This window comes from Temperatibacter marinus (genome assembly GCF_031598375.1).
GTDB classification, from domain to species: domain Bacteria; phylum Pseudomonadota; class Alphaproteobacteria; order Sphingomonadales; family Kordiimonadaceae; genus Temperatibacter; species Temperatibacter marinus.
This window is the reverse complement of record NZ_CP123872.1, coordinates 1-18,900: the sequence shown is the minus strand read 5'-3', so window position 1 is coordinate 18,900 and position 18,900 is coordinate 1. Positions and strand designations below refer to the sequence as shown.

The 18,900-nt window shown below is 43.8% G+C and carries 18 protein-coding genes, 1 tRNA gene and 1 pseudogene; 15 read left to right on the top strand and 5 right to left on the bottom strand.

The genetic code is table 11. From position 1 onward, the window contains the following. The first annotated feature begins 77 nt into the window (after positions 1–77). The 5 genes from QGN29_RS00100 to rodA all read left to right on the top strand — a co-directional run bounded on the left by QGN29_RS00100 (position 78) and on the right by rodA (position 5,637). Positions 78–1,112: a rod shape-determining protein gene (locus QGN29_RS00100; RefSeq protein ID WP_310798607.1), complete on the top strand. Its 1,035-nt coding sequence runs from the start codon at positions 78–80 to the stop codon at positions 1,110–1,112. Between the two features lie 99 nt (positions 1,113–1,211). Then, on the top strand, positions 1,212–2,096 hold the full coding sequence (gene mreC, locus QGN29_RS00095; protein ID WP_310798606.1) for a rod shape-determining protein MreC: 885 nt from the start codon (positions 1,212–1,214) through the stop codon (positions 2,094–2,096). Continuing rightward, positions 2,089–2,598, top strand: coding sequence for a rod shape-determining protein MreD (mreD, locus tag QGN29_RS00090; protein ID WP_310798605.1), 510 nt, complete (start codon positions 2,089–2,091; stop codon positions 2,596–2,598). The genes mreC and mreD overlap by 8 nt, the downstream gene beginning before the upstream one ends. Before the next feature lie 11 nt (positions 2,599–2,609). Then, positions 2,610–4,478: a penicillin-binding protein 2 gene (mrdA, locus tag QGN29_RS00085; RefSeq protein WP_310798604.1), complete on the top strand. Its 1,869-nt coding sequence runs from the start codon at positions 2,610–2,612 to the stop codon at positions 4,476–4,478. Next, positions 4,471–5,637: a rod shape-determining protein RodA gene (gene rodA / locus QGN29_RS00080; RefSeq protein WP_310798603.1), complete on the top strand. Its 1,167-nt coding sequence runs from the start codon at positions 4,471–4,473 to the stop codon at positions 5,635–5,637. The genes mrdA and rodA overlap by 8 nt, the downstream gene beginning before the upstream one ends. Positions 5,638–5,746: 109 nt before the next feature. On the opposite strand, the pseudogene lipB reads toward rodA, so the two are convergent. Further along, positions 5,747–6,379 (bottom strand): annotated as a pseudogene (gene lipB / locus QGN29_RS00075) (lipoyl(octanoyl) transferase LipB); the annotation flags it as partial. A gap of 129 nt (positions 6,380–6,508) precedes the next feature. Between lipB and QGN29_RS00070 the strand changes: the two are divergent. From QGN29_RS00070 to QGN29_RS00055, 4 genes are all read left to right on the top strand, one after another. Further along, positions 6,509–6,751 (top strand): FliM/FliN family flagellar motor switch protein, encoded by a 243-nt coding sequence (locus QGN29_RS00070; protein ID WP_310798601.1) that lies wholly within the window; start codon positions 6,509–6,511, stop codon positions 6,749–6,751. 66 nt (positions 6,752–6,817) lie between these two features. Next, positions 6,818–6,905, top strand: a tRNA-Leu gene (locus QGN29_RS00065). A 109-nt stretch (positions 6,906–7,014) separates the two neighbouring features. Then, entirely contained in the window at positions 7,015–8,586 is a 1,572-nt protein-coding gene (locus QGN29_RS00060; protein WP_310798600.1) for an AbgT family transporter, read from the top strand. 142 nt (positions 8,587–8,728) lie between these two features. Beyond that, positions 8,729–9,955 (top strand): NAD(P)/FAD-dependent oxidoreductase, encoded by a 1,227-nt coding sequence (locus QGN29_RS00055; protein ID WP_310798599.1) that lies wholly within the window; start codon positions 8,729–8,731, stop codon positions 9,953–9,955. A gap of 28 nt (positions 9,956–9,983) precedes the next feature. On the opposite strand, the gene QGN29_RS00050 is transcribed toward QGN29_RS00055, so the two are convergent. Continuing rightward, positions 9,984–10,556 (bottom strand): UbiX family flavin prenyltransferase, encoded by a 573-nt coding sequence (locus QGN29_RS00050; RefSeq protein WP_310798598.1) that lies wholly within the window; start codon positions 10,554–10,556, stop codon positions 9,984–9,986. A gap of 79 nt (positions 10,557–10,635) precedes the next feature. On the opposite strand from QGN29_RS00050, the gene QGN29_RS00045 reads away from it, so the two are divergent. The 5 genes from QGN29_RS00045 to QGN29_RS00025 all read left to right on the top strand — a co-directional run bounded on the left by QGN29_RS00045 (position 10,636) and on the right by QGN29_RS00025 (position 15,025). Next, positions 10,636–11,109, top strand: a complete 474-nt coding sequence (locus tag QGN29_RS00045) for a GNAT family N-acetyltransferase (protein ID WP_310798597.1) — start codon at positions 10,636–10,638, stop codon at positions 11,107–11,109. A gap of 1 nt (position 11,110) precedes the next feature. Beyond that, a complete protein-coding gene (gene msrC / locus QGN29_RS00040; protein WP_310798596.1) occupies positions 11,111–11,590 on the top strand; it encodes a free L-methionine (R)-S-oxide reductase MsrC in 480 nt (159 codons plus the stop codon). An 8-nt stretch (positions 11,591–11,598) separates the two neighbouring features. Further along, positions 11,599–12,018 (top strand): VOC family protein, encoded by a 420-nt coding sequence (locus QGN29_RS00035; protein ID WP_310798595.1) that lies wholly within the window; start codon positions 11,599–11,601, stop codon positions 12,016–12,018. A gap of 204 nt (positions 12,019–12,222) precedes the next feature. Beyond that, positions 12,223–13,767 carry a sensor histidine kinase gene (locus tag QGN29_RS00030; protein WP_310798594.1) on the top strand — a complete coding sequence of 515 codons (1,545 nt, stop codon included), beginning with the start codon at positions 12,223–12,225 and terminating at the stop codon, positions 13,765–13,767. Between the two features lie 16 nt (positions 13,768–13,783). Next, entirely contained in the window at positions 13,784–15,025 is a 1,242-nt protein-coding gene (locus QGN29_RS00025) for a polyhydroxyalkanoate depolymerase (RefSeq protein WP_310798593.1), read from the top strand. On the opposite strand, the gene QGN29_RS00020 is transcribed toward QGN29_RS00025, so the two are convergent. Then, positions 15,022–16,593, bottom strand: coding sequence for a phosphoethanolamine transferase (locus QGN29_RS00020; RefSeq protein ID WP_310798592.1), 1,572 nt, complete (start codon positions 16,591–16,593; stop codon positions 15,022–15,024). The two genes, QGN29_RS00025 and QGN29_RS00020, sit on opposite strands and share 4 nt — an antisense overlap. A 30-nt stretch (positions 16,594–16,623) precedes the next feature. Further along, positions 16,624–17,427: a glycerophosphodiester phosphodiesterase gene (locus QGN29_RS00015; RefSeq protein WP_310798591.1), complete on the bottom strand. Its 804-nt coding sequence runs from the start codon at positions 17,425–17,427 to the stop codon at positions 16,624–16,626. A gap of 206 nt (positions 17,428–17,633) precedes the next feature. On the opposite strand from QGN29_RS00015, the gene QGN29_RS00010 reads away from it, so the two are divergent. Further along, positions 17,634–18,101 carry a YybH family protein gene (locus QGN29_RS00010; RefSeq protein ID WP_310798590.1) on the top strand — a complete coding sequence of 156 codons (468 nt, stop codon included), beginning with the start codon at positions 17,634–17,636 and terminating at the stop codon, positions 18,099–18,101. A 112-nt stretch (positions 18,102–18,213) separates the two neighbouring features. Here the strand turns inward: QGN29_RS00010 and ctrA are convergent, their stop codons facing one another. After that, the gene (gene ctrA / locus QGN29_RS00005) at positions 18,214–18,900 is read right to left on the bottom strand and encodes a response regulator transcription factor CtrA (RefSeq protein WP_310798589.1); all 687 of its coding nucleotides are present in this window, start codon (positions 18,898–18,900) and stop codon (positions 18,214–18,216) included.

Here is an 18,900-nt window from a genome sequence, read left to right as displayed (position 1 = left end):
AAAAGCCGCATAAGAATTCTAAAGGGATTCGTCTATTGTAGTAGGCGAAACAGTAACACTTAACAAAAGGATGCTCAATGCTCTCTAAGCTTTTGGGGATGTTTTCAAGTGATATGGCGATCGATTTAGGTACCGCCAATACACTTGTCTATGTGAAAGGTCGCGGCATCGTGCTGAATGAACCTTCAGTTGTCGCAATGAAATTAGAAGATGGAAGGGCTCGCCCCTATGCTGTCGGGGATGAAGCAAAATTGATGCTAGGTCGGACACCTGGAAATATTCAGGCTATTCGTCCTCTAAGAGACGGTGTCATTGCTGATTTCCAAGTGGCCGAGCATATGATTAAACACTTTATTCACAAAGTGCATAACAGTTCATTCGCCAGCCCAGAAGTTGTGATTTGTGTGCCCTCAGGGTCTACAGCTGTAGAGCGGAAGGCCATTCAGGAATCTGCCGAACAAGCAGGGGCAAGAAAGGTCTATTTAATTGACGAACCGATGGCAGCAGCGATCGGTGCTGGTCTGCCTGTTACTGAGCCAGCTGGTTCCATGGTTGTTGATATCGGTGGGGGAACAACAGAAGTTGCGGTTCTCTCGCTTGCAGGGATCGTTTATGCCACTTCTGTTCGAGTTGGCGGTGATAAGATGGACGAATCTTTGATTGCTTATATTAGACGAAATCACAATCTATTGATCGGCGAAGCTACAGCTGAACGGATTAAAAAAGAAATTGGCACAGCAATGACACCAGAAGACGGCGTTGGTAATTCAATGGTCATTAAAGGCCGTGATTTAATGAATGGTGTTCCAAAAGAAATGGAAATCAATCAGGCGCAAGTCGCAGAGGCATTGTCTGAGCCCGTTTCAGCTATCATTGAAGGTGTTAAAGTGGCACTTGAGCAAACAGCACCAGAGCTGGCTGCAGATATCGTCGACCGCGGTATTGTGATTACAGGCGGCGGGGGGCTGCTTGGTGATCTAGATTCAGTTTTACGGAATGCGACAGGATTGCCTGTTGCCGTTGCAGAAGAAGCCTTAACATGTGTTGCGATTGGAACGGGGCGCGCCATGGAAGACCCAGGACTTCATGCTGTCTTGTCTGATAGTTACTAAGAAAAAAGAAGGTGTCGAGGAAATCGACGCCTTTTTTATGTGCTCTGCCCAGTCTATGGGATGATGCGAAGGGAAATTTAAGAGGGGACCTGGTTTGCTGTGATAGCGCAAGGATCAAATCCACTAGGCGGAACAAGTAGAAAAGGAAAGCGTAATCGATTTACCGCTTATCTTTATATTTTGCTGGCCCTTGTTCTGATGGTTTTTGACGCAAGTGGAAGCCGTTTACCTTCTGTTATGCGTAGTTATGCGACTGATCTGATCTACCCAGTACTGGTCTTTTTTGAGCGCCCCGTTAGAGCCCTTCAAGATGGATTAGAACGTGTAGCAGGGGCTTCTGACATTTACCAAGAGAATGAACGACTGAAGTCCGAGAATGTGGAGTTAAGACGCTGGCGATTGGCAGCTGAACAATTCATGCGCGAAAATGAGCAGCTCCACCGTATGTTAAAAGTGCCGGGTCGCGAAGTGCCCATAGCTGCGACTGCGCGCGTTATCGGAATTGGGGGCGGCGCTTTTCAAAGGAACTTCCTTATTGGCGCAGGGCAAGTGGACGGCGTGCGTATGCACCAGCCTGTTGTGGACGATCGCGGTGTTGTTGGACGGGTGCAATCTACCAGTCGATGGACGGCCCGAGTTTTGCTGGTCACAGATATAAATAGTCGAATACCGGTTCTTCACTCTCCGTCAGGTGCTGTCGCCATTGCCGAAGGGTTGAATAACGATCTACTCCGACTTGCCTTTCTTCCTGAGGGGGTTCAGGTGAAAGTAGGAGATCTTGTTGTCACTTCCGGTCATGGGGGACTTTTTCCTGCTAATTTACCTCTGGCCCAAGTGGTTGAAGTTTCAGAGAATACAGTATTGATGAAGCCGACAGGTCTTTTTAATAAGATTGATCATGTCCGTGTCTTAAATTACGCTTCTCTTTTGAATCAAGGAGAACCTCAAGGAGACGGGCTAAAACAGGAGGAAGAGGATGGCTAAAGTCAAACTAAATATTTCTTCTTTTGGTGCTAAAGGCTATGTGCCTTTGATGGTTTCGCTTTTCTTATCTGCTTTAATGCTTTTGCCGGTTGGGACGGGAGTATCAAATTTAATGATGCCTCATTTCGCATTAATGTGTGTATTTTACTGGACTTCTACGCGTCCTCTGATGATGCCCTATGGTGCCTGCGCTATCATTGGATTAATGTTAGATTTGTGGCTGAATGTCCCTATGGGCTTGAATCTTCTAATTCTTGTGCTGGCCCGCCTTTTTGTGATTAATCAGATCAAATATTATAAAGGCAGAAGCCGTTTGATTTATTGGGCAGTCTTCGCTGTCCTTGCGGCAGGCTTATTCACCCTTTCCTGGGCGTTGACAAGTATTGTGTCCGGCCGCGTGACAGCTGTTGAACCCATTCTTTTTCAATTTTTGCTCACAATTTTTTCCTATGCTATCATTGGTTTGCTATTGGGGCGTATCCGTAGAACAATTTTGGCTTAGGTGAGTGAAGCGTGGCAAGAGAAGGGCAGCGATATCAAAAATATTCCAGACGAGCTTTCTTGCTTGCTGGATTGCAAGGTGCATTTATGGCTGGCCTTGGGGCTCGGCTCTATTATCTTTCTGTCATCCAGGGAAAGAGCTATAAGCTTAAAGCTGATAATAATCGGATCTCCTTGCGCCTTATTGCTCCCAAACGGGGAGAAATTCTGGATCGTTATGGAAAGAAGGTAGCAACTAATAAACAGGATTTCCGTGTATACCTTGTGCCAGAACAAACTCAAAATGTATCAAGGACGTTGCAGAAAATTAATCGCATTCTTCCACTCTCGAAAAATCAGATTTCCCGTATAGAGCGGACAATAAAGCGGCAGAGAAACTTTGTTCCCGTTACAATTGCCAAAGGCCTTGAGTGGCATGATTTTGCGCGTGTTAATGTGGAAATTCCAGGTCTAGAGGGGGTGTTTCCAGATTCTGGTATGACACGAGATTACCCTTATAGTCACCTTGCGGCGCATATTGTTGGCTATGTGGGCAGTCCCCGACCCGAAGACATTGGGAAAGATCCTTTGTATCAACTGCCAGGTTTCAAATTAGGGCGCGACGGCATTGAACGGCGTTATGAAGATAGCCTGAGAGGTCGGGCAGGTGCGCGACGCGTTGAGGTCAATGCAGTTGGGCGGGAAATCCGCGAACTAGATCCGCGCCAGGATGCTGAAGAGGGGCATCCCATTCAATTGACCTTGGATATGGAACTTCAACAGTTTGTTGCTGAAAAATTGGGCGAACAAGCTGCAGGTGCAGTGGTAATGAAAGCTGAATCAGGCGAAATTCTTTCCATGGCATCGACGCCCTCTTATGATCCCAATGATTTTAATTCTGGGATTAGCCAGGAAAACTGGAATGCAATTTTAAAAGATCCAAGAAAACCTTTGTTGAATAAAGCTCTCGCTGGAAAATTCCCTCCTGGATCGACAATAAAAATGCTTGTTGCGCTCGCGGCTCTTGAAAAAGGCTTAATCACTGAAGAGACAACAGTCAGATGCACGGGTAAACACACTTACGGGGACCGCACTTATCACTGTTGGGAAGATAAAGGTCATGGGCGTGTAAATTTACTTCAGTCAATCGCCAAAAGTTGTGATGTTTATTATTATGAACTTGCAGAAAAATTGGACATTGATGATCTGGCTGTTGTGTGCGAAAGGTTTGGCCTAGGAACATCCTACGACATTGGGCTTGATGGCGTTTCCAAAGGTCTGGTTCCTACAAAGGCATGGAAAGAATCGGCATTAGGCGTAAATTGGTATCAAGGGGAAACCCTGAATGCTTCTATTGGTCAAGGAGCCTTCACAGCGACACCTTTAGAATTAGCGGTTATGACCGCTCGTTTAGCGACAGGCAAAGCGATATTTCCAAAGTTAATCCAAGATACTATAGGTGCAGATCATTTATCTGGTACAGCGACCCTTGATGCGAACCCTTTACATCTAGAATTAATGCGAAACGGAATGCATGATGTCATGAAGAGCGGGGGCACTGCCCATGACTTCCGGAATCCAAGAGACACTCAAAAGATTGCAGGCAAGACAGGAACGTCTCAAGTTAGAACCATCTCGAAGGCAGAGAGAAAAGATGGCGTCGTGAAGAATGAAGATCTTGCCTGGAAATCTCGGGACCATGCTCTTTTTGTAGGATATGCTCCTTTTGATAATCCTGAGTATATTGTTTCTGTCCTTGTCCAGCATGGAGGCGGTGGCGGCTCTGTCGCAGCTCCGATCGGCCGTGAAATACTCTATAAATTAACTGAGACAGGTAATTTCACACCTGAAGAGGTGGCGAAGCGACTGGCAAGAGAAAAAGAGGAGGGACTTGATGGGTAAAACCGGTATGTTTGCTCCGCGACACAATGACAAGACGTGGTGGCAACGGCTAATCGGCCTGAATTGGTTCATCGTCTTGCTTGTCTGTGGGTTAGCTTCAGTGGGTGTGGCGATGCTCTATTCTGTCTCTGGTGGTACTTATGAACCCTATGCGGCGGCTCATATTCAAAGGTTTGCCCTATCTTTTGCCGTAATGATTGTCATTGCCACAACAGATATCCGTGTATGGATGTCTCTGTCTTATCCTGCCTGGTTCTTTGGTCTTATTTTACTTGTTGTCGTTGAATTTATAGGACACACAGGCATGGGCGGACAACGCTGGTTAGATCTCGGCTTTATGCGCCTTCAGCCTTCGGAGTTAATGAAAGTTGCTGTTGTGATGGCAATGGCACGGTATTTCCACGGCATTGATTTTAATAAAGTGAAATCATTAAAAAGCCTCATCATTCCAGTCTTTCTTGTGGCCCTGCCAATCTTGCTTGTTCTTCGGCAACCTGATTTGGGGACAAGTTTAATGATTTTGGCGGGTGGTATTGTCGTGATTTTTTTAGCCGGTGTACCGCGTTGGCTCTTTATTGTAGGGGCTGTCTTAGCCCTTGTTGCGACCCCAATTGCATGGTCTGCACTGAAAGATTATCAGAAAAGTCGAGTCATCACATTTATGAATCCTGAATCAGACCCTTATGGGGCGGGATACCAAATTATTCAGTCTAAAATCGCCATTGGTTCTGGTGGAATGTCTGGCAAAGGGTTTCTTCAAGGAACTCAAAGCCATCTCAAGTTTTTGCCCGAGATGAGGACAGATTTTATTTTTACAGCCCAAGTTGAAGAATTCGGCTTGGTTGGAGGAGCCGTTCTTCTTGCTCTCTATATGCTTGTGTTTAGCTATGGTGTCCTCATAGGAGTGGGGTGTAGAAACCATTATGGTCGCTTGCTGGCGTCAGGGCTTGGGTTCACACTTTTCTTATATACGTTAATTAATGTCGGAATGGTTATGGGATTGATGCCAGTTGTCGGGGTGCCTCTCCCCTTGGTGTCTTATGGGGGCTCTGCAATGTTAACGTATATGATCGCTGTTGGACTTATTCTCTGTGTGGCTACAAATAGACATATGACTATCGCCCCTAAAGGCGCGAGCCTCTTTGGGTTTAAACGCTAACCTAGAGCTGAAAAACAGGGTTTGTTGTGAGGATATCATCATTTTCGCTGCGCACGATCGGGGACATACTATCCGCGGGCACAGCTTGGTGGATTTCCATCATTGGCCTAGGGCTCATCCCCATAATGGTTTCAAATTTTTCTTTTAGAATGACATCGACATCTTCAAGGGTCAAAATATGCCCAAGATCATGCAAGCTTGTAACGCCGTGACTTTCAATGCCGCAGGGAACTATACCATTAAAATGTGAGAGATCAGGATCTACATTTATAGCGATTCCGTGAAAGGTTACCCATTTTCTAACACGAACACCAATGGCAGCAATTTTATCTTCTCGACCGTTATCACGCTTTACCCAGATCCCCACACGCCCATCACGACGTTCCCCCTTCACTTGGAAGGCATCAAGGGTTTGTATAATAACCTCTTCCAAATTCCAAATAAACTTTCGAAGATCTTTACCGCGCTCATTCAAATTGAGCATGAAGTATACTACGCGTTGACCGGGCCCGTGGTATGTATATTGACCGCCACGTCCAGCATCGTAAACTGGGAAACGATCAGGGTCTAAAAGATCAGAAGGATCAGCGCTGGTTCCAGCTGTATAGAGCGGTTCATGTTCAAGCAACCAAACTTGCTCCTCTGCGGAGTTCGTGAAGATTGCAGCTGCGCGCTCTTCCATCGCGTTCATCGCATATGGATAGTCAACAGTCTGATCACTTATTTTCCATTCAAGGGCCATCGCAAGATCCTTTTTCCTCTATACAGGCTATATATATGTTCTAGAATTTAGGTCAATAGAAACCCTCTTTACCTTTTTATCTGAATGGCTTAGTGTAAGGTCACCAAAGAAATTAAGAAGTAGGATGTTATGGCTACACAAGCTGTTAATCGAGTCACCGTTGAAATTACCGTTACCCTTGGTAAATCAATTATGCCTGTCCGTCAGCTTCTTAAGATGGGTCGCGGCGCAGTGATTGACTTAGATGCGCGCCATGAAGATGAGTGCTGGATCTATGCGAATGAAGAATTAATTGCGCGCGGTGAAATCATGATAGTCGGAGATAGAGTTGGGGTTTCAATCACTCGCATGATGTCTCAATTACAAGTTTAAATATTATTTCAAAAAAAGGCTTGCGTCTTTAAAGGGCTTTCGCTATTTATCGCCGCACACCATTTCGCGGCCATGGCGGAATTGGTAGACGCGCAGCGTTGAGGTCGCTGTGGGATTGTATCCCGTGGAAGTTCGAGTCTTCTTGGCCGCACCATTTTCCCTATTTTTGCTTTATTCTTAGGTCTTTGCTTTGTTTTTATAAGGCTTCCTTGCATTCTTGATTTTTCGCCATACTATACTGCCATTATTCTAGGGAGGAATATATGTCTGATCATCAACCAAAAGAACTGAATAGCGGAATTTTAGGATGGATTGAGCGCACGGGTAACAGATTACCTGATCCTGTCTTTCTCTTTTTATGGCTTATTCTCTTTCTCGTTATTGCCTCTGTCCTATTATCGTCGATGGGCGTTTCTGCTTTGCATCCTACGATTAAGGATTCTGCGGGCAATGCGACGGTGATTGCTGTCAGCAGTTTGTTGTCTGCAGAAAATATTGAAAAGCTCTTTGTAGATATGCCAAAAACTATGACTCACTTTCATCCTTTGGGATATGTGTTGATTGTGATGCTGGGAGCAGGTGTCGCAGAGCGCACAGGGCTTTTCTCCAGTGCAATGCGCGCAGGGGTCGCTTCAGCACCCAAAATGCTTCTCACCCCAGTGGTTGCTTTGGTTGCCATGATTGCGAACTTGGCGGCAGATGCCGCTTATGTGGTACTCATTCCTCTTGCCGGCATATTATTCGCCTCAGCTGGCCGCCATCCAATTGCGGGCATTGCAGCGGCATTTGCAGGGGTGTCTGGTGGTTTTTCAGCGAATTTGTTGCCAGGTCAACTAGACGCACTGCTGTTTGGAATAACAGAATCAGCCGTTGAGCTATTGGTGCCAACATGGGATGCAAATATTGCAGGTAACTGGTATTTCATCATGGCGATGACTTTTGTTTTTCTACCGATTATTTGGTATGTGACAGATAAAATTGTCGAACCGCGCCTCGGTAAATTTAATGCAAAAGAAAGCACAATTGATATTAGTGCAGAAGATCAGGGCAGACTTTCTGAACAGCAGAGAAAGGGTCTAAAGAGAGCGGGACTTGCTGTTCTCGCCGTCATTGCTTTTTGGGTTTATATTACTCTTGGACCAGGCACACCTCTGATTGATGAGTCTGCAGTTGCGACTGCACAACTTTCTCCCTTCTATAAGTCGTTGGTAGCAGGCTTTTTTGTCATGTTTCTGCTTGCAGGGTGGGCCTATGGCTCGGCTGTTGGAACGGTGAAGGATCACCGTGATGTTGTGACTATGATGGCAGATTCTATGAAGGACATGGCCTATTATCTTGTCATCGTCTTTACAGCAGCACATTTTGTTGTAATGTTCAATTGGTCGAATATGGGAATAATTTTAGCGATCAACGGTGCAGAATTTCTGGGATCGACAGATCTGCCGATGCCTGTGTTGATTGGGCTCATGATTCTGATTGCGGCCATGATTAATATCTTTGTAGGATCTGCCAGTGCTAAATGGGCCATACTGGCTCCCGTGATGGTCCCAATGTTTATGTTGCTTGGGGTAAGCCCTGAAATGGCGACTGCAGCCTACAGAATGGGAGACGGTGCTACAAATATCATCACACCATTGATGTTTTATTTCCCTCTAATTCTTGCTTTCTGTCAGCGCTGGAAACCTGAGTTTGGTCTCGGCAGTTTGACGGCCATGATGATTCCTTATTCTATCTGGATGTTGGTTCTCGGCCTTCTCATGACCATGACATGGATAGGATTAGACTTGCCGCTTGGGCCCGGAGCCTCTGCAAGTTATGTCTTGCCGGGCAAATAGGTTCATGGTTTAAATTTAAAGAGGCAAGGCTCGCTATGAATTTGGCGGGCCTTTCTTTTGTTATGGATCTTGATAATTGTCAGTGTTTTTTTTACAGTCCGCCCTATATTGCGGTGGTAGAATTATTTAAGTGGGGATTATTATGGCTGATATCGTTATAATTGGTGGAGGTCACGCGGCGGCGCAGCTGGTGACGAGTTTAAAACAGCAAAAATTTGATGGATCTATCGTTCTTATCTCGGATGAGAATGAACTGCCGTATCAACGACCACCCCTTTCGAAAGCCTACTTGAAAGGGGAGATGACACGAGAACGTCTCGTCATAAATCGTCAAAAACTCTACGAAGATATGAATGTAGATCTCAAATTGAACTGTCGCGCTGAAAAGATTGATAGGGAGGCAAAGTCAGTCTTGCTTGCGGATGGCTCAACCATTCCTTACGGCTCTTTGATTTTAGCAACAGGCGGCCATGCGCGTCAGCTTGAAGTGCCAGGGTGCGATAAAACAGGTCTTCACTATGTTAGAAAGATTGCAGATATTGATGCAATGCATGCTTCATGGGATAAAGCAGAAAAGATCGTCATTATCGGCGGCGGCTATATTGGTCTTGAGATCGCAGCGGTTGCGCGCGGCGCAGAGAAGTCTGTTACACTGCTTGAGGCAGAGGATCGATTGCTTAAACGTGTTACTGCGCCCACTGTCTCTGAGTTTTATCACGCTGTTCATTCTTCAAAGGGTGTCGACATTCAATTGAATAAAATTGCGACTGCTTTTGAAGGGGATGACTGCATACGTTCAGTGGTGACACAGGACGGGGCACGCTTGGAAGCTGATCTTGTTATTATTGGAATTGGATTAATCGCCAATAGCGAACTCGCTGATGCGGCGGGGTTAGAGACAAACCAAGCAGGGATTGTGGTCAATGCCCAATGCCAAACATCAGATTCGGATATATACGCCGTCGGGGATGTCACATGGCACCATAATCCTTTTTATGATCGTCACATGCGCCTTGAATCTGTTCAAAATGCTGTGGATCAAGCAAAAGTAGCCATACAGCATATATGTGGTCACGACGTATCTTATAACGCACAACCTTGGTTCTGGTCTGATCAATATGAGTTGAAACTTCAGATGGTTGGTTTAAACCAAGGCTACGATGAAATCATTGAGCGTGGAAGCCGAGAGGAAGGCAAGCTTGCTTTCTTTTATCTGAAAGAGGGGCGGATGATAGCCGCAGACTGTATTTCATCAATGGCGGAATTCATGCAGTCGAAAAAGCTGATCGCTGCCCGTGTGCCAGTCACAGCTGACTCTTTACAAGATCCTAGACCCTTTAAAGAAGTGGCCACTGATTTACTCGGATAGAAAAAGGTGACTTTGGAAATATGTAAATCTAAAGGTTTTCTGCCCCAGGCCACCGATCCACAAGGCCACTATCAATATGTGCCAAGTCTAAGATACGGCCAACGGTATGGTTAATCATCTCATCAATTGTTTGTGGTTTCGTATAAAGAGCAGGCATGGGCGGTGCTACGAGAGCCCCAATTTGTGTTGCCTTAAGTAACAGTTCACAGTGACCAGCATGTAAGGGTGTTTCACGAGGCATCAGAATGAGCTGTCTGTTTTCTTTGAGAATTACATCAGCAGCGCGAGTTAGTAAATCATCTGCAAAGCTATGAACAATGCCGGATAGGTTTTTCATGGAACACGCTGCGACAATCATGCAGTCTGTCTTAAAGCTCCCACTAGCAATCGAGGCTCCGACATTTGAGTTTTTATGCACAAAGTCTGCTAAGCCTTCTACCTCTATAACGGTATATTCGGTTTCTAGTCCAATATTCATCCGGCCAGTTTTTGACATAACCAGATGTGTTTCTATTTCCTCAATAGGTTTAAGGACTTCTAGAAGACGAATGCCGTAAAGAGAGCCGCTTGCGCCGCCAATGCCAATGATAACTTTTTTCATAGTGCTAAATTCTTCTTTTCCCTTTATAGAGAGATCCTATGCTATATAGGCTATTCCCTAATCAATGAAAAGAAAAAGCATGTTTTTTAGACCTGTTGAAAAGAAAGATCTCACGATTGTTTTAGCTCTTATCAAAGAATTAGCAACGCATGAAAGGCGGCCTGATGCTGTTGTTGCATCGGTTCAAGATTTAGAGAGTATCCTTTTTTCACCTCACCCAATCGGTTATGGATTGGTTGCTGAACGAGATGGTCACATAGTAGGCTACGCCTTGCTTGCGATAAAATTTTCAAGTTTCAGAGGGAAGCCTGTACTCTATATCGAAGATGTGTATATTCAACAAAAGGCAAGAGGGAAGGGTGCAGGGTTTTCCTTCATGCAGGAGATATCTAGATTTGCTCAGCATAAAAACTGTATCGCCATGGAATGGTCAGCCCTTGATTTCAACGAAATTGCCATTACTTTCTACGAGAAAATGGGTGCTGAACTTGAAACAGGTCGAGTACACTTTGATGGTGATAGTGAATTTATAAAAAGAATAAGTGACGCTTAATATGAAATTAGAAGATACACGAAAAGAACAGATTTACACTGAGGTTGAAGGCCAAATCCTTGCAGTTCTTGACGGTGAGGAAAATAGAATAGCCCAAATGGCCACTATTAGCTGTCTACTTTCTCAGGCCTTTCCTGAAACATATTTTTGGACCGGATTTTACATTGTCGACCCGCTGAAAGAGGATGAATTAATTGTCGGCCCCTATCAGGGTACCCTAGGCTGTCTTAGAATTGCATTTGGCCGGGGAGTTTGTGGTCTTGCAGCGCAGGAAAAGGAAACGCAAATTGTAGATGACGTTCATGCGCATCCAAATCATATTGCGTGTGATAGTCGGAGTCAGTCTGAAATAGTCGTGCCTGTTCTTGATCAAAAGGGCAAATTATTGGCTGTATTTGATGTGGATTCTACAGATTTAGGGTCCTTTAATAACGTTGATCAGGTCGCCTTAGAGCGATTGATGAAGCAAATCTTCACATAGGGAATTTTATGAAATATTTACACACAATGGTTCGTGTCTCAGACTTAGATGAGTCTCTAGATTTTTATTGTAAAAAACTCGGCCTCACAGAGGTGAATCGTAAAGAGGTGCCGGCCGGTCGTTTTACCCTTGTATTTTTAGCTGCTGAAGGCGACGAATCTTCTCAGGTTGAACTTACATACAACTGGGATCCCGAAGTCTATGATGAAGGTCGAAACTTTGGGCATTTAGCCTATCATGTTGAAAATATTTATGAGACATGTCAGCGCCTGATGGATGCGGGTGTCACAATTAACCGTCCACCCCGCGATGGTCATATGGCATTTGTTAGGTCCCCTGATAATATTTCCATAGAGTTATTACAGCAAGGGGAAAGGCTGCCTCCCAAAGAACCTTGGGCATCTATGGGGAATGTTGGAAAGTGGTAAAAGTTTACTGTTAATATCGGATGTCTTTTTTGCAGCGCAAAAGCATCATTCCCTAATATTTCACTGGTCAGAAAGAGGAAATGACAGTAGTCTTCGTTTACACTTAATAAAGAATTAACTGTTACTATTCACGACGTTGTCTCGAATAGTTGGCTTGGGGAGGTTTATTTGAAGTCGGATTGGCAGAAAAGATTATCTTTTAAGATGGCAAGGACAGCAGTTCTCATCGCCTTTTCTGTTGGAATTTTGCTTTCCTGCCTCCAGGTTTATTGGGATTATTTGCAAGAAGGGGATGAGCTCTCTCGTTCTGTAGAAGAGATTATGCTGGTGCACTCTAAATCTTCTTCTCGTGTTGTAATGATTCTTGATCCTGAGTTGGCGGAAGAAATGGTAGAAGGGCTTGTCATTTATCCTTTCATTCGGGAAGCCCGGATTATTGATGAGAATAATGAAATTCTTGCGTCCTATAGAGATGTTTCAACAGACCAAGAACTCAGTAAGAACAGCACAACTCTTAGGATAGCCCGCTCTTTTGTAACGGATATGATCACATTCTCTCGTGACCTTGAAGTTGAAAACACTTTCTCTGATAAGCCAGGCCGATTAGAAGTGGTCGTTGATAAAGCCCTCGGTATGCAGCCCTTTTTCTCCCGCGTGATGACAATTTTTCTGTCAGGGTTTATCCGCAATTTTCTCCTTGTGGGGCTTTTGTATTTTGTCTTTTATGCGTCTCTGACGAAACCTCTCTCGCAGATGGTTGGACAGGTGAGTTTAATTGACCCCGAGCAGCCCGGTGAGCGCCGAATCCCAATTGCAGAAAATCATCGCGAAGATGAAATCGGTATTCTTGCACAATCTCTGAATAATGCTTTTGATAAGTCACAAGCAATGTTGGACAATATGCGAGCAACGAACAAAGCGCTGGCTTCGTCTGAAGATACCCTTCGTAAAAGGACTTGGGAACTCGAAAAAGAAGTGCAGAATGGTCGTAAAATCACCATGGAATTGATAGCAACGAAAGAAGAGGCGGAGAAGGCAAACCGTGCTAAATCAGCTTTCCTTGCTAATGTCTCCCACGAATTAAGAACGCCGTTGAATGCGATTATTGGTTTTTCTAGTATTATGAGTGACGAGATGTTTGGTCCCATTGGAAATGACCGCTATAAATCTTATTTGAATGATATTAAGGACAGCAGTGAACATTTAGGAGCGTTGCTTGGTGAAGTCTTGGATTTGGCGAAAATTGAAGCGGGCCAAATGCAGATGGAACCTGAAGACTTTGCCTTTACAGATTTACTGAATGAAAGCGTTTCTCTGATGAGTGGGCAAGCCGCGTCTAAGAGTTTAAAACTTACCAGTAAGATCCCTAACGACCTCCCTCTGTTGCATGGGGATCGGCTGCGCATTAAGCAGTCCGTCATCAATATCCTTTCCAATGCCATAAAATTTACACCTGAATCAGGAAAAGTCCATTTAGAAGCACATATCCGAGAGGACGGTGGGTGCTCGGTCTATGTTGAGGATACCGGTATTGGCATCCCTTCAGAAGAGCATGAAGACATTTTCACGCCCTTTATGAGAGCCTCAGGCGCTTTAAGTCGTTCCCACGAAGGAACAGGACTGGGCCTTGCGATTGTTGCTTCCTTTGTGAATGAACATGAAGGCACCATTGAACTGGACAGTGAAATGGGTGAAGGGACAAAAATTACAATTAATTTCCCAGCAGAGCGTTCTATCTCAAGTTCTTAGTATCAGAAAGTTTATCATGCTATACACATTTTATGAAATGCAACAGATGGCTTTTGCGCCAATGCGCTATATGGCAACACAGGGACAGAAGTTTTATTCTAACCCGACTAATCCTGTATCTCATACACCGGCAGGGCGTTTTGCCTCTGCAAGCTTTGATATTCTCGAACAGTTAACGCGACGATACGGCAAGCCTAAATTCGGCCTGACTTCAACGATTATTGAGGGGCAGACCATTGAGGTAGAAGAGCAAATTGTTAGCCGTCGCCCGTTTGGGCAACTTAAACATTTTAAGAGGAAAACTCATTGCAGTGATCCTCGGGTATTGATTGTCGCTCCCATGTCTGGACATTATGCCACTTTATTACGGGGAACAGTTGAAGCTCTTTTGCCAGATCATGATGTTTATATCACAGATTGGCGCGATGCCCGAAAAATTCCCATGACGGAGGGCAGTTTCGATTTAGACGATTATGTTGATTATATTGTTGATTGGTTAGAGGATTTAGGACCGAACACACATATATTAGCCGTTTGTCAGCCTTGTGTGCCTGTTTATGCTGCTCTTGCTCTTATGAGTGAAGAAGATCATCCGTGTACGCCTGCCTCAATGACACTGATGGGTGGCCCGATCGATACAAGAAAAAGCCCGACAGAGGTAAATCAGTTGGCGCAAGATCGCCCCTATAGTTGGTTTGAAAATAACGTTATCACGATGGTTCCAGCACCAAATCCTGGAATGATGAGAAAAGTTTACCCTGGATTTCTGCAACTCGCAGGCTTTATGACAATGAATCTAGGTGATCATGTGGATAAGCATAATGAAATGTTTGAGAAACTGGTCACCGGCGACGGAGAGAGCGCAAATAAAACGAGGGCTTTTTACGAAGAATATCGGGCAGTGATGGACATGACTGCAGAATTCTATTTGCAGACGATTGATATTGTATTTCAGCGTCACCTTTTACCCGATGGAAAGTGGGTTTCAAAGGGGCGGACCATTAAACCAGAAGCAATCAACGAGACAGCTATTCTTGCTATAGAAGGGGAGCTAGATGATATTTCTGGTCAGGGACAGACGAAGGCTGCTTTGGATATTTCAACGTCACTGCCGCATGAATTAAAAGACTATTACCTTGCCCCCAAAGTCGGACACTATGGTATCTTTAATGGTCGACGCTGGAGAGAGGACATTTGTCCGCGCTTTAAAGATTTTGTTCGAAAACATGATCAGAAGGTGAAGAAAAAAACAGCCTAGTGTGACTTCTTTTGCGAGGAGATCGTATGAAGTTTCAGGTTGGAATCAAGAAACTGGATATCTTGATCGCCGCTCTTGGTTTCACAATGTTTGTTCGCCTGTAGGTCAGGGGCAGTAATAGCCGCCCATCTCGAGAAAATACATTCAAAATAATAAAGGGAAATAGCCTCTTTTTCATGAAGGCTTGTTAAAAACTCTTCTTTTGGAAATGTAAAAAACGGTACTTTTAATGAATTCGGATCTGGGCTTTTTCTGACATCATGCCTCAAAGGTATTTTACCCTCTGGTGAGGTAAGTCCGTGGTCTGCAAAGAATAGATATTTTCCTTTTTCTGCGGCCACCAAGTCTATGATCTTATCCTGAACATAATCAGTATATAGAATTGAGTTATCATAGCGGTCTAAAGACGAGTTTTCGCCTCTGAATTTAGAGAAATTCTTAGGGTAGCGATCTTCAAATGACATATGTGACCCATAAAAGTGTAAGATAAAAAGGGATTTATCGTCCCTCTTTACAAGCATGGTCTTTAGCGTCTTTAACAACGCCTCATCGTAGACTTCCCCGCCTTCATCTGTGGAAAAAAAGAAAGAATGGTCGGCTTGACCCGCCAGAGCAGACACTGAAAAATCCCAGCGGCTTACCTTGGCATGATTTGAGATCCAGTAAGTTGTATACCCGGCATCTTTTGCCAGATTGATAATAGATTTTGAGAGATCGGGTGTCTGATTCATTTTTGTTAAGATTGCAGGAATAGAACTCCATGTATTTGTTCCGGCCGCATATGTATTTTTGAATAAATCAAGTGTATTTATGCGTTGCGATAAGAGAGGTGTTGTCTGTCTAGAATACCCATAAATCCCTAAATTATCAGCTCTAAGTGCTTCACCGATACCTATGACCAATAAATCCTTACCATTGCGAGAGGATGTGACGTGGCTCCAGCTGCTTTCGATGTTGACTTGGCGGGAAAATAAGACGAGGCTATCCATAATGCCGCGAATTGATTTAATCGCTGGCAGTCTACCCCCAATATCCTCATGGATGGCATATTCAATTTTAGTATATCTTTCCGAAAACCCTCGTGCCATCCCTGTCTTTAGATAGCTTTTATAATGGTCTGATGAGAAGAGGTTGTTGCTAGAGATACCTAGAGGCATAAAAACATAGAGAATGCCAACAAAGGTTAAGAGATATGAGATTGATTGACGTTGCTGGGATGGGGCTGCGGTGATGCTGAATAGAAACAGCCCAATCGTAAGAATTTGAAGGCTGTTGTAGCTGATGAATGAGATGACTTCACCAAGAGATGTGTTTAAGAGACTCATGATGAGGCTTACCGAGAGGGAGGACTGATACGTGAGTTGTGTAAACAGTTCCGCACTCAATACTAAAGCAAGAGTTAGTCTAATCCCTTTTCTTTTTACAAGAGTGAATAGGCCTAGCAATAAACAAGATTGAAAAGCGATGTGAATGAGGCCTTTTACAATTGAGGCATCAAATTTAGCAAGATTGATTAGAATACAATAAGTCAGTATTGTGAGGGGTAAAATGAGTAATTTATAGTTCATTCTTCATCCCTTTGAATCTCTTGCCTAACTTTAAAGGCTACATTTATTTATATCAAAAAATTGTTCATCAGTGAGAATTATTTTTACTGATCTATCGTTTAAATAAGTTGATAGAAGAGGACTGTCATTGACTGTCCATAGTAAAATTGGGATTTCACCTAGGGCATTTTTAAGCCGCGTTGAATACTGTCTATAGTCCATAGAAATAGCAGAAAAATCACCATAGAGATATTTAATTTTAGCTTTGTAAGTATCAATCCAAAATCTAAAGACGCTTGCATCAGGAGAATGCGTAAACCAGTAACTGGTAGGGAAGTTCGATTGCGTAAAGAAAGACAAATTACGAGTATTTTTAGATTCCAACAAGGTCCTAGTCTTCAGCTGGTATGCCTTATCAAGTTTTGTTAACCCTTCTAGGGCCTCCAAGGCTTCAGTTTTGGACATTTGACTTAAGTTTTTAAAATCTAACCAATAATAAATCGAGTTTCCGAATTTTTGAAGGACTGTTTCTAATTTTAATATCTCTCCATTTTTAAGGTTGTATGGATAGTCATGTGAGACAATAAATTCATTATGATCTTTATCAAAAAAAACATCGATCTCTAGCCCAGGTGCGCTGAGATCAATCGCTGCTTGCATAGCCTCGATTGAATTTTGATCAGTATTTTGGGTGTATCCCCTATGAGACCATATCTTTTTGCAGTTGTTATAAAAGAAGTGTGCAGTGGTTGCCTTATTATCTATGACATGATCAATAGATAATATAGCAATCACTAGGCTTAAGACTAGAATCGTTATAAAGAGGAAGGTGATGGCCTTGATGCTTTTTTTCATAAGCTTTAACTATAAGGGCTCTGCGGTTTTTAGTAAAAACAAAATGAGCAAAAGAGTGGAATTATTCTATAAGATACTCAAAGTGTTACTCTATGAAATTTTTGTTATAAAGAGATACACAGCTGCAGACCTCAATGCTTAGTAAACGAATTTCTTACTAGACTTTTCTTGCTTGTCTTGCTCTCATGGTTTGAGGGAGAAAAGTTATGAAATACACAATCGCATTCATTTTAGCCACATGCATAGTAGCACTTCAAGTCTCTGCGGTAGAGGAACAAGAAACATCGCCGCAAAAAGTCATCGAGGCTTTGTTTGATGCAATGCGCGCAGGGGATAAAGAGGCCCTGCTTTCACATTGGGTGGAGGGTGCGAGCCTGCGCCGTGTCACCTCAAAAGGCGAAGTGAAGGGAGATGCTTTGCCCCGTTGGAGTGAGTGGGTCGGGACATTGGATCAGGGGGCTGCGGATGAAAAAATCTTTGACCTTAAGGTCACACAATTTGGAAACCTGGCAACAGTTTGGGCACCCTTTACAATTCATTTTAATGGAAAGTTGGTGGGATGCGGTGTGAACACATTTATTTTAGCAAAACCTAAAGGGAAAAATTGGAAGATCGTCAGTGGCATGGATACAGACCATAAAGGGGACTGTGCTGAATACGGCCCTTCGAAGTAACTGGGTTTGAGCTTCTAAAAAATTACAGCCAAAAAAAAGGCCTGAATTCCTCAGGCCTTTACCATCAATGACACTTTGTCTTTATCCATATTGGATCCATATTGGTGACAATTTATTCTGCAGCCTCAGGTTCCCGCAGGACATATCCTCGTCCCCACACAGTCTCGATATAATTAGCACCGCCTGCAGCTGTTGCAATTTTCTTTCGCAATTTACAGATGAAAACGTCAATAATCTTTAACTCAGGTTCGTCAATGCCCCCATATAAATGATTGAGAAACATTTCTTTTGTTAACGTCGTACCTTTTCTAAGAGAAAAGAGCTCGATCATCGCATACTCTTTCCCAGTAAGATGGACACGTTTCTTATTCACTTCTACAGTTTTCTGGTCCAGATTTACCGACAGCTGACCTGTCGTGATGATAGACTGCGCATGCCCTTTAGAGCGCCGAACAATAGCCTGAATTCTCGCAACGAGTTCCTCTTTGTGGAAAGGTTTGGTGAGATAATCATCGGCCCCAAATCCGAGACCTTTGACCTTATTTTCCATTTCAGTCAGGCCTGAGAGGATCAAGATAGGGGTTTCAATTTTTGATGCCCGAAGCTGGCGCAAAACATCATACCCATGCATATCGGGAAGGTTAAGATCTAAAAGGATGATATCGTAGTCATACAACTTTCCAAGATCAAGGCCTTCCTCGCCCATGTCTGTGCTGTATACATTAAACCCTTCTGATGCCAGCATCAGCTCTATTGATCTGGTGACCGTTGGATCATCTTCTATGAGTAAGACACGCAT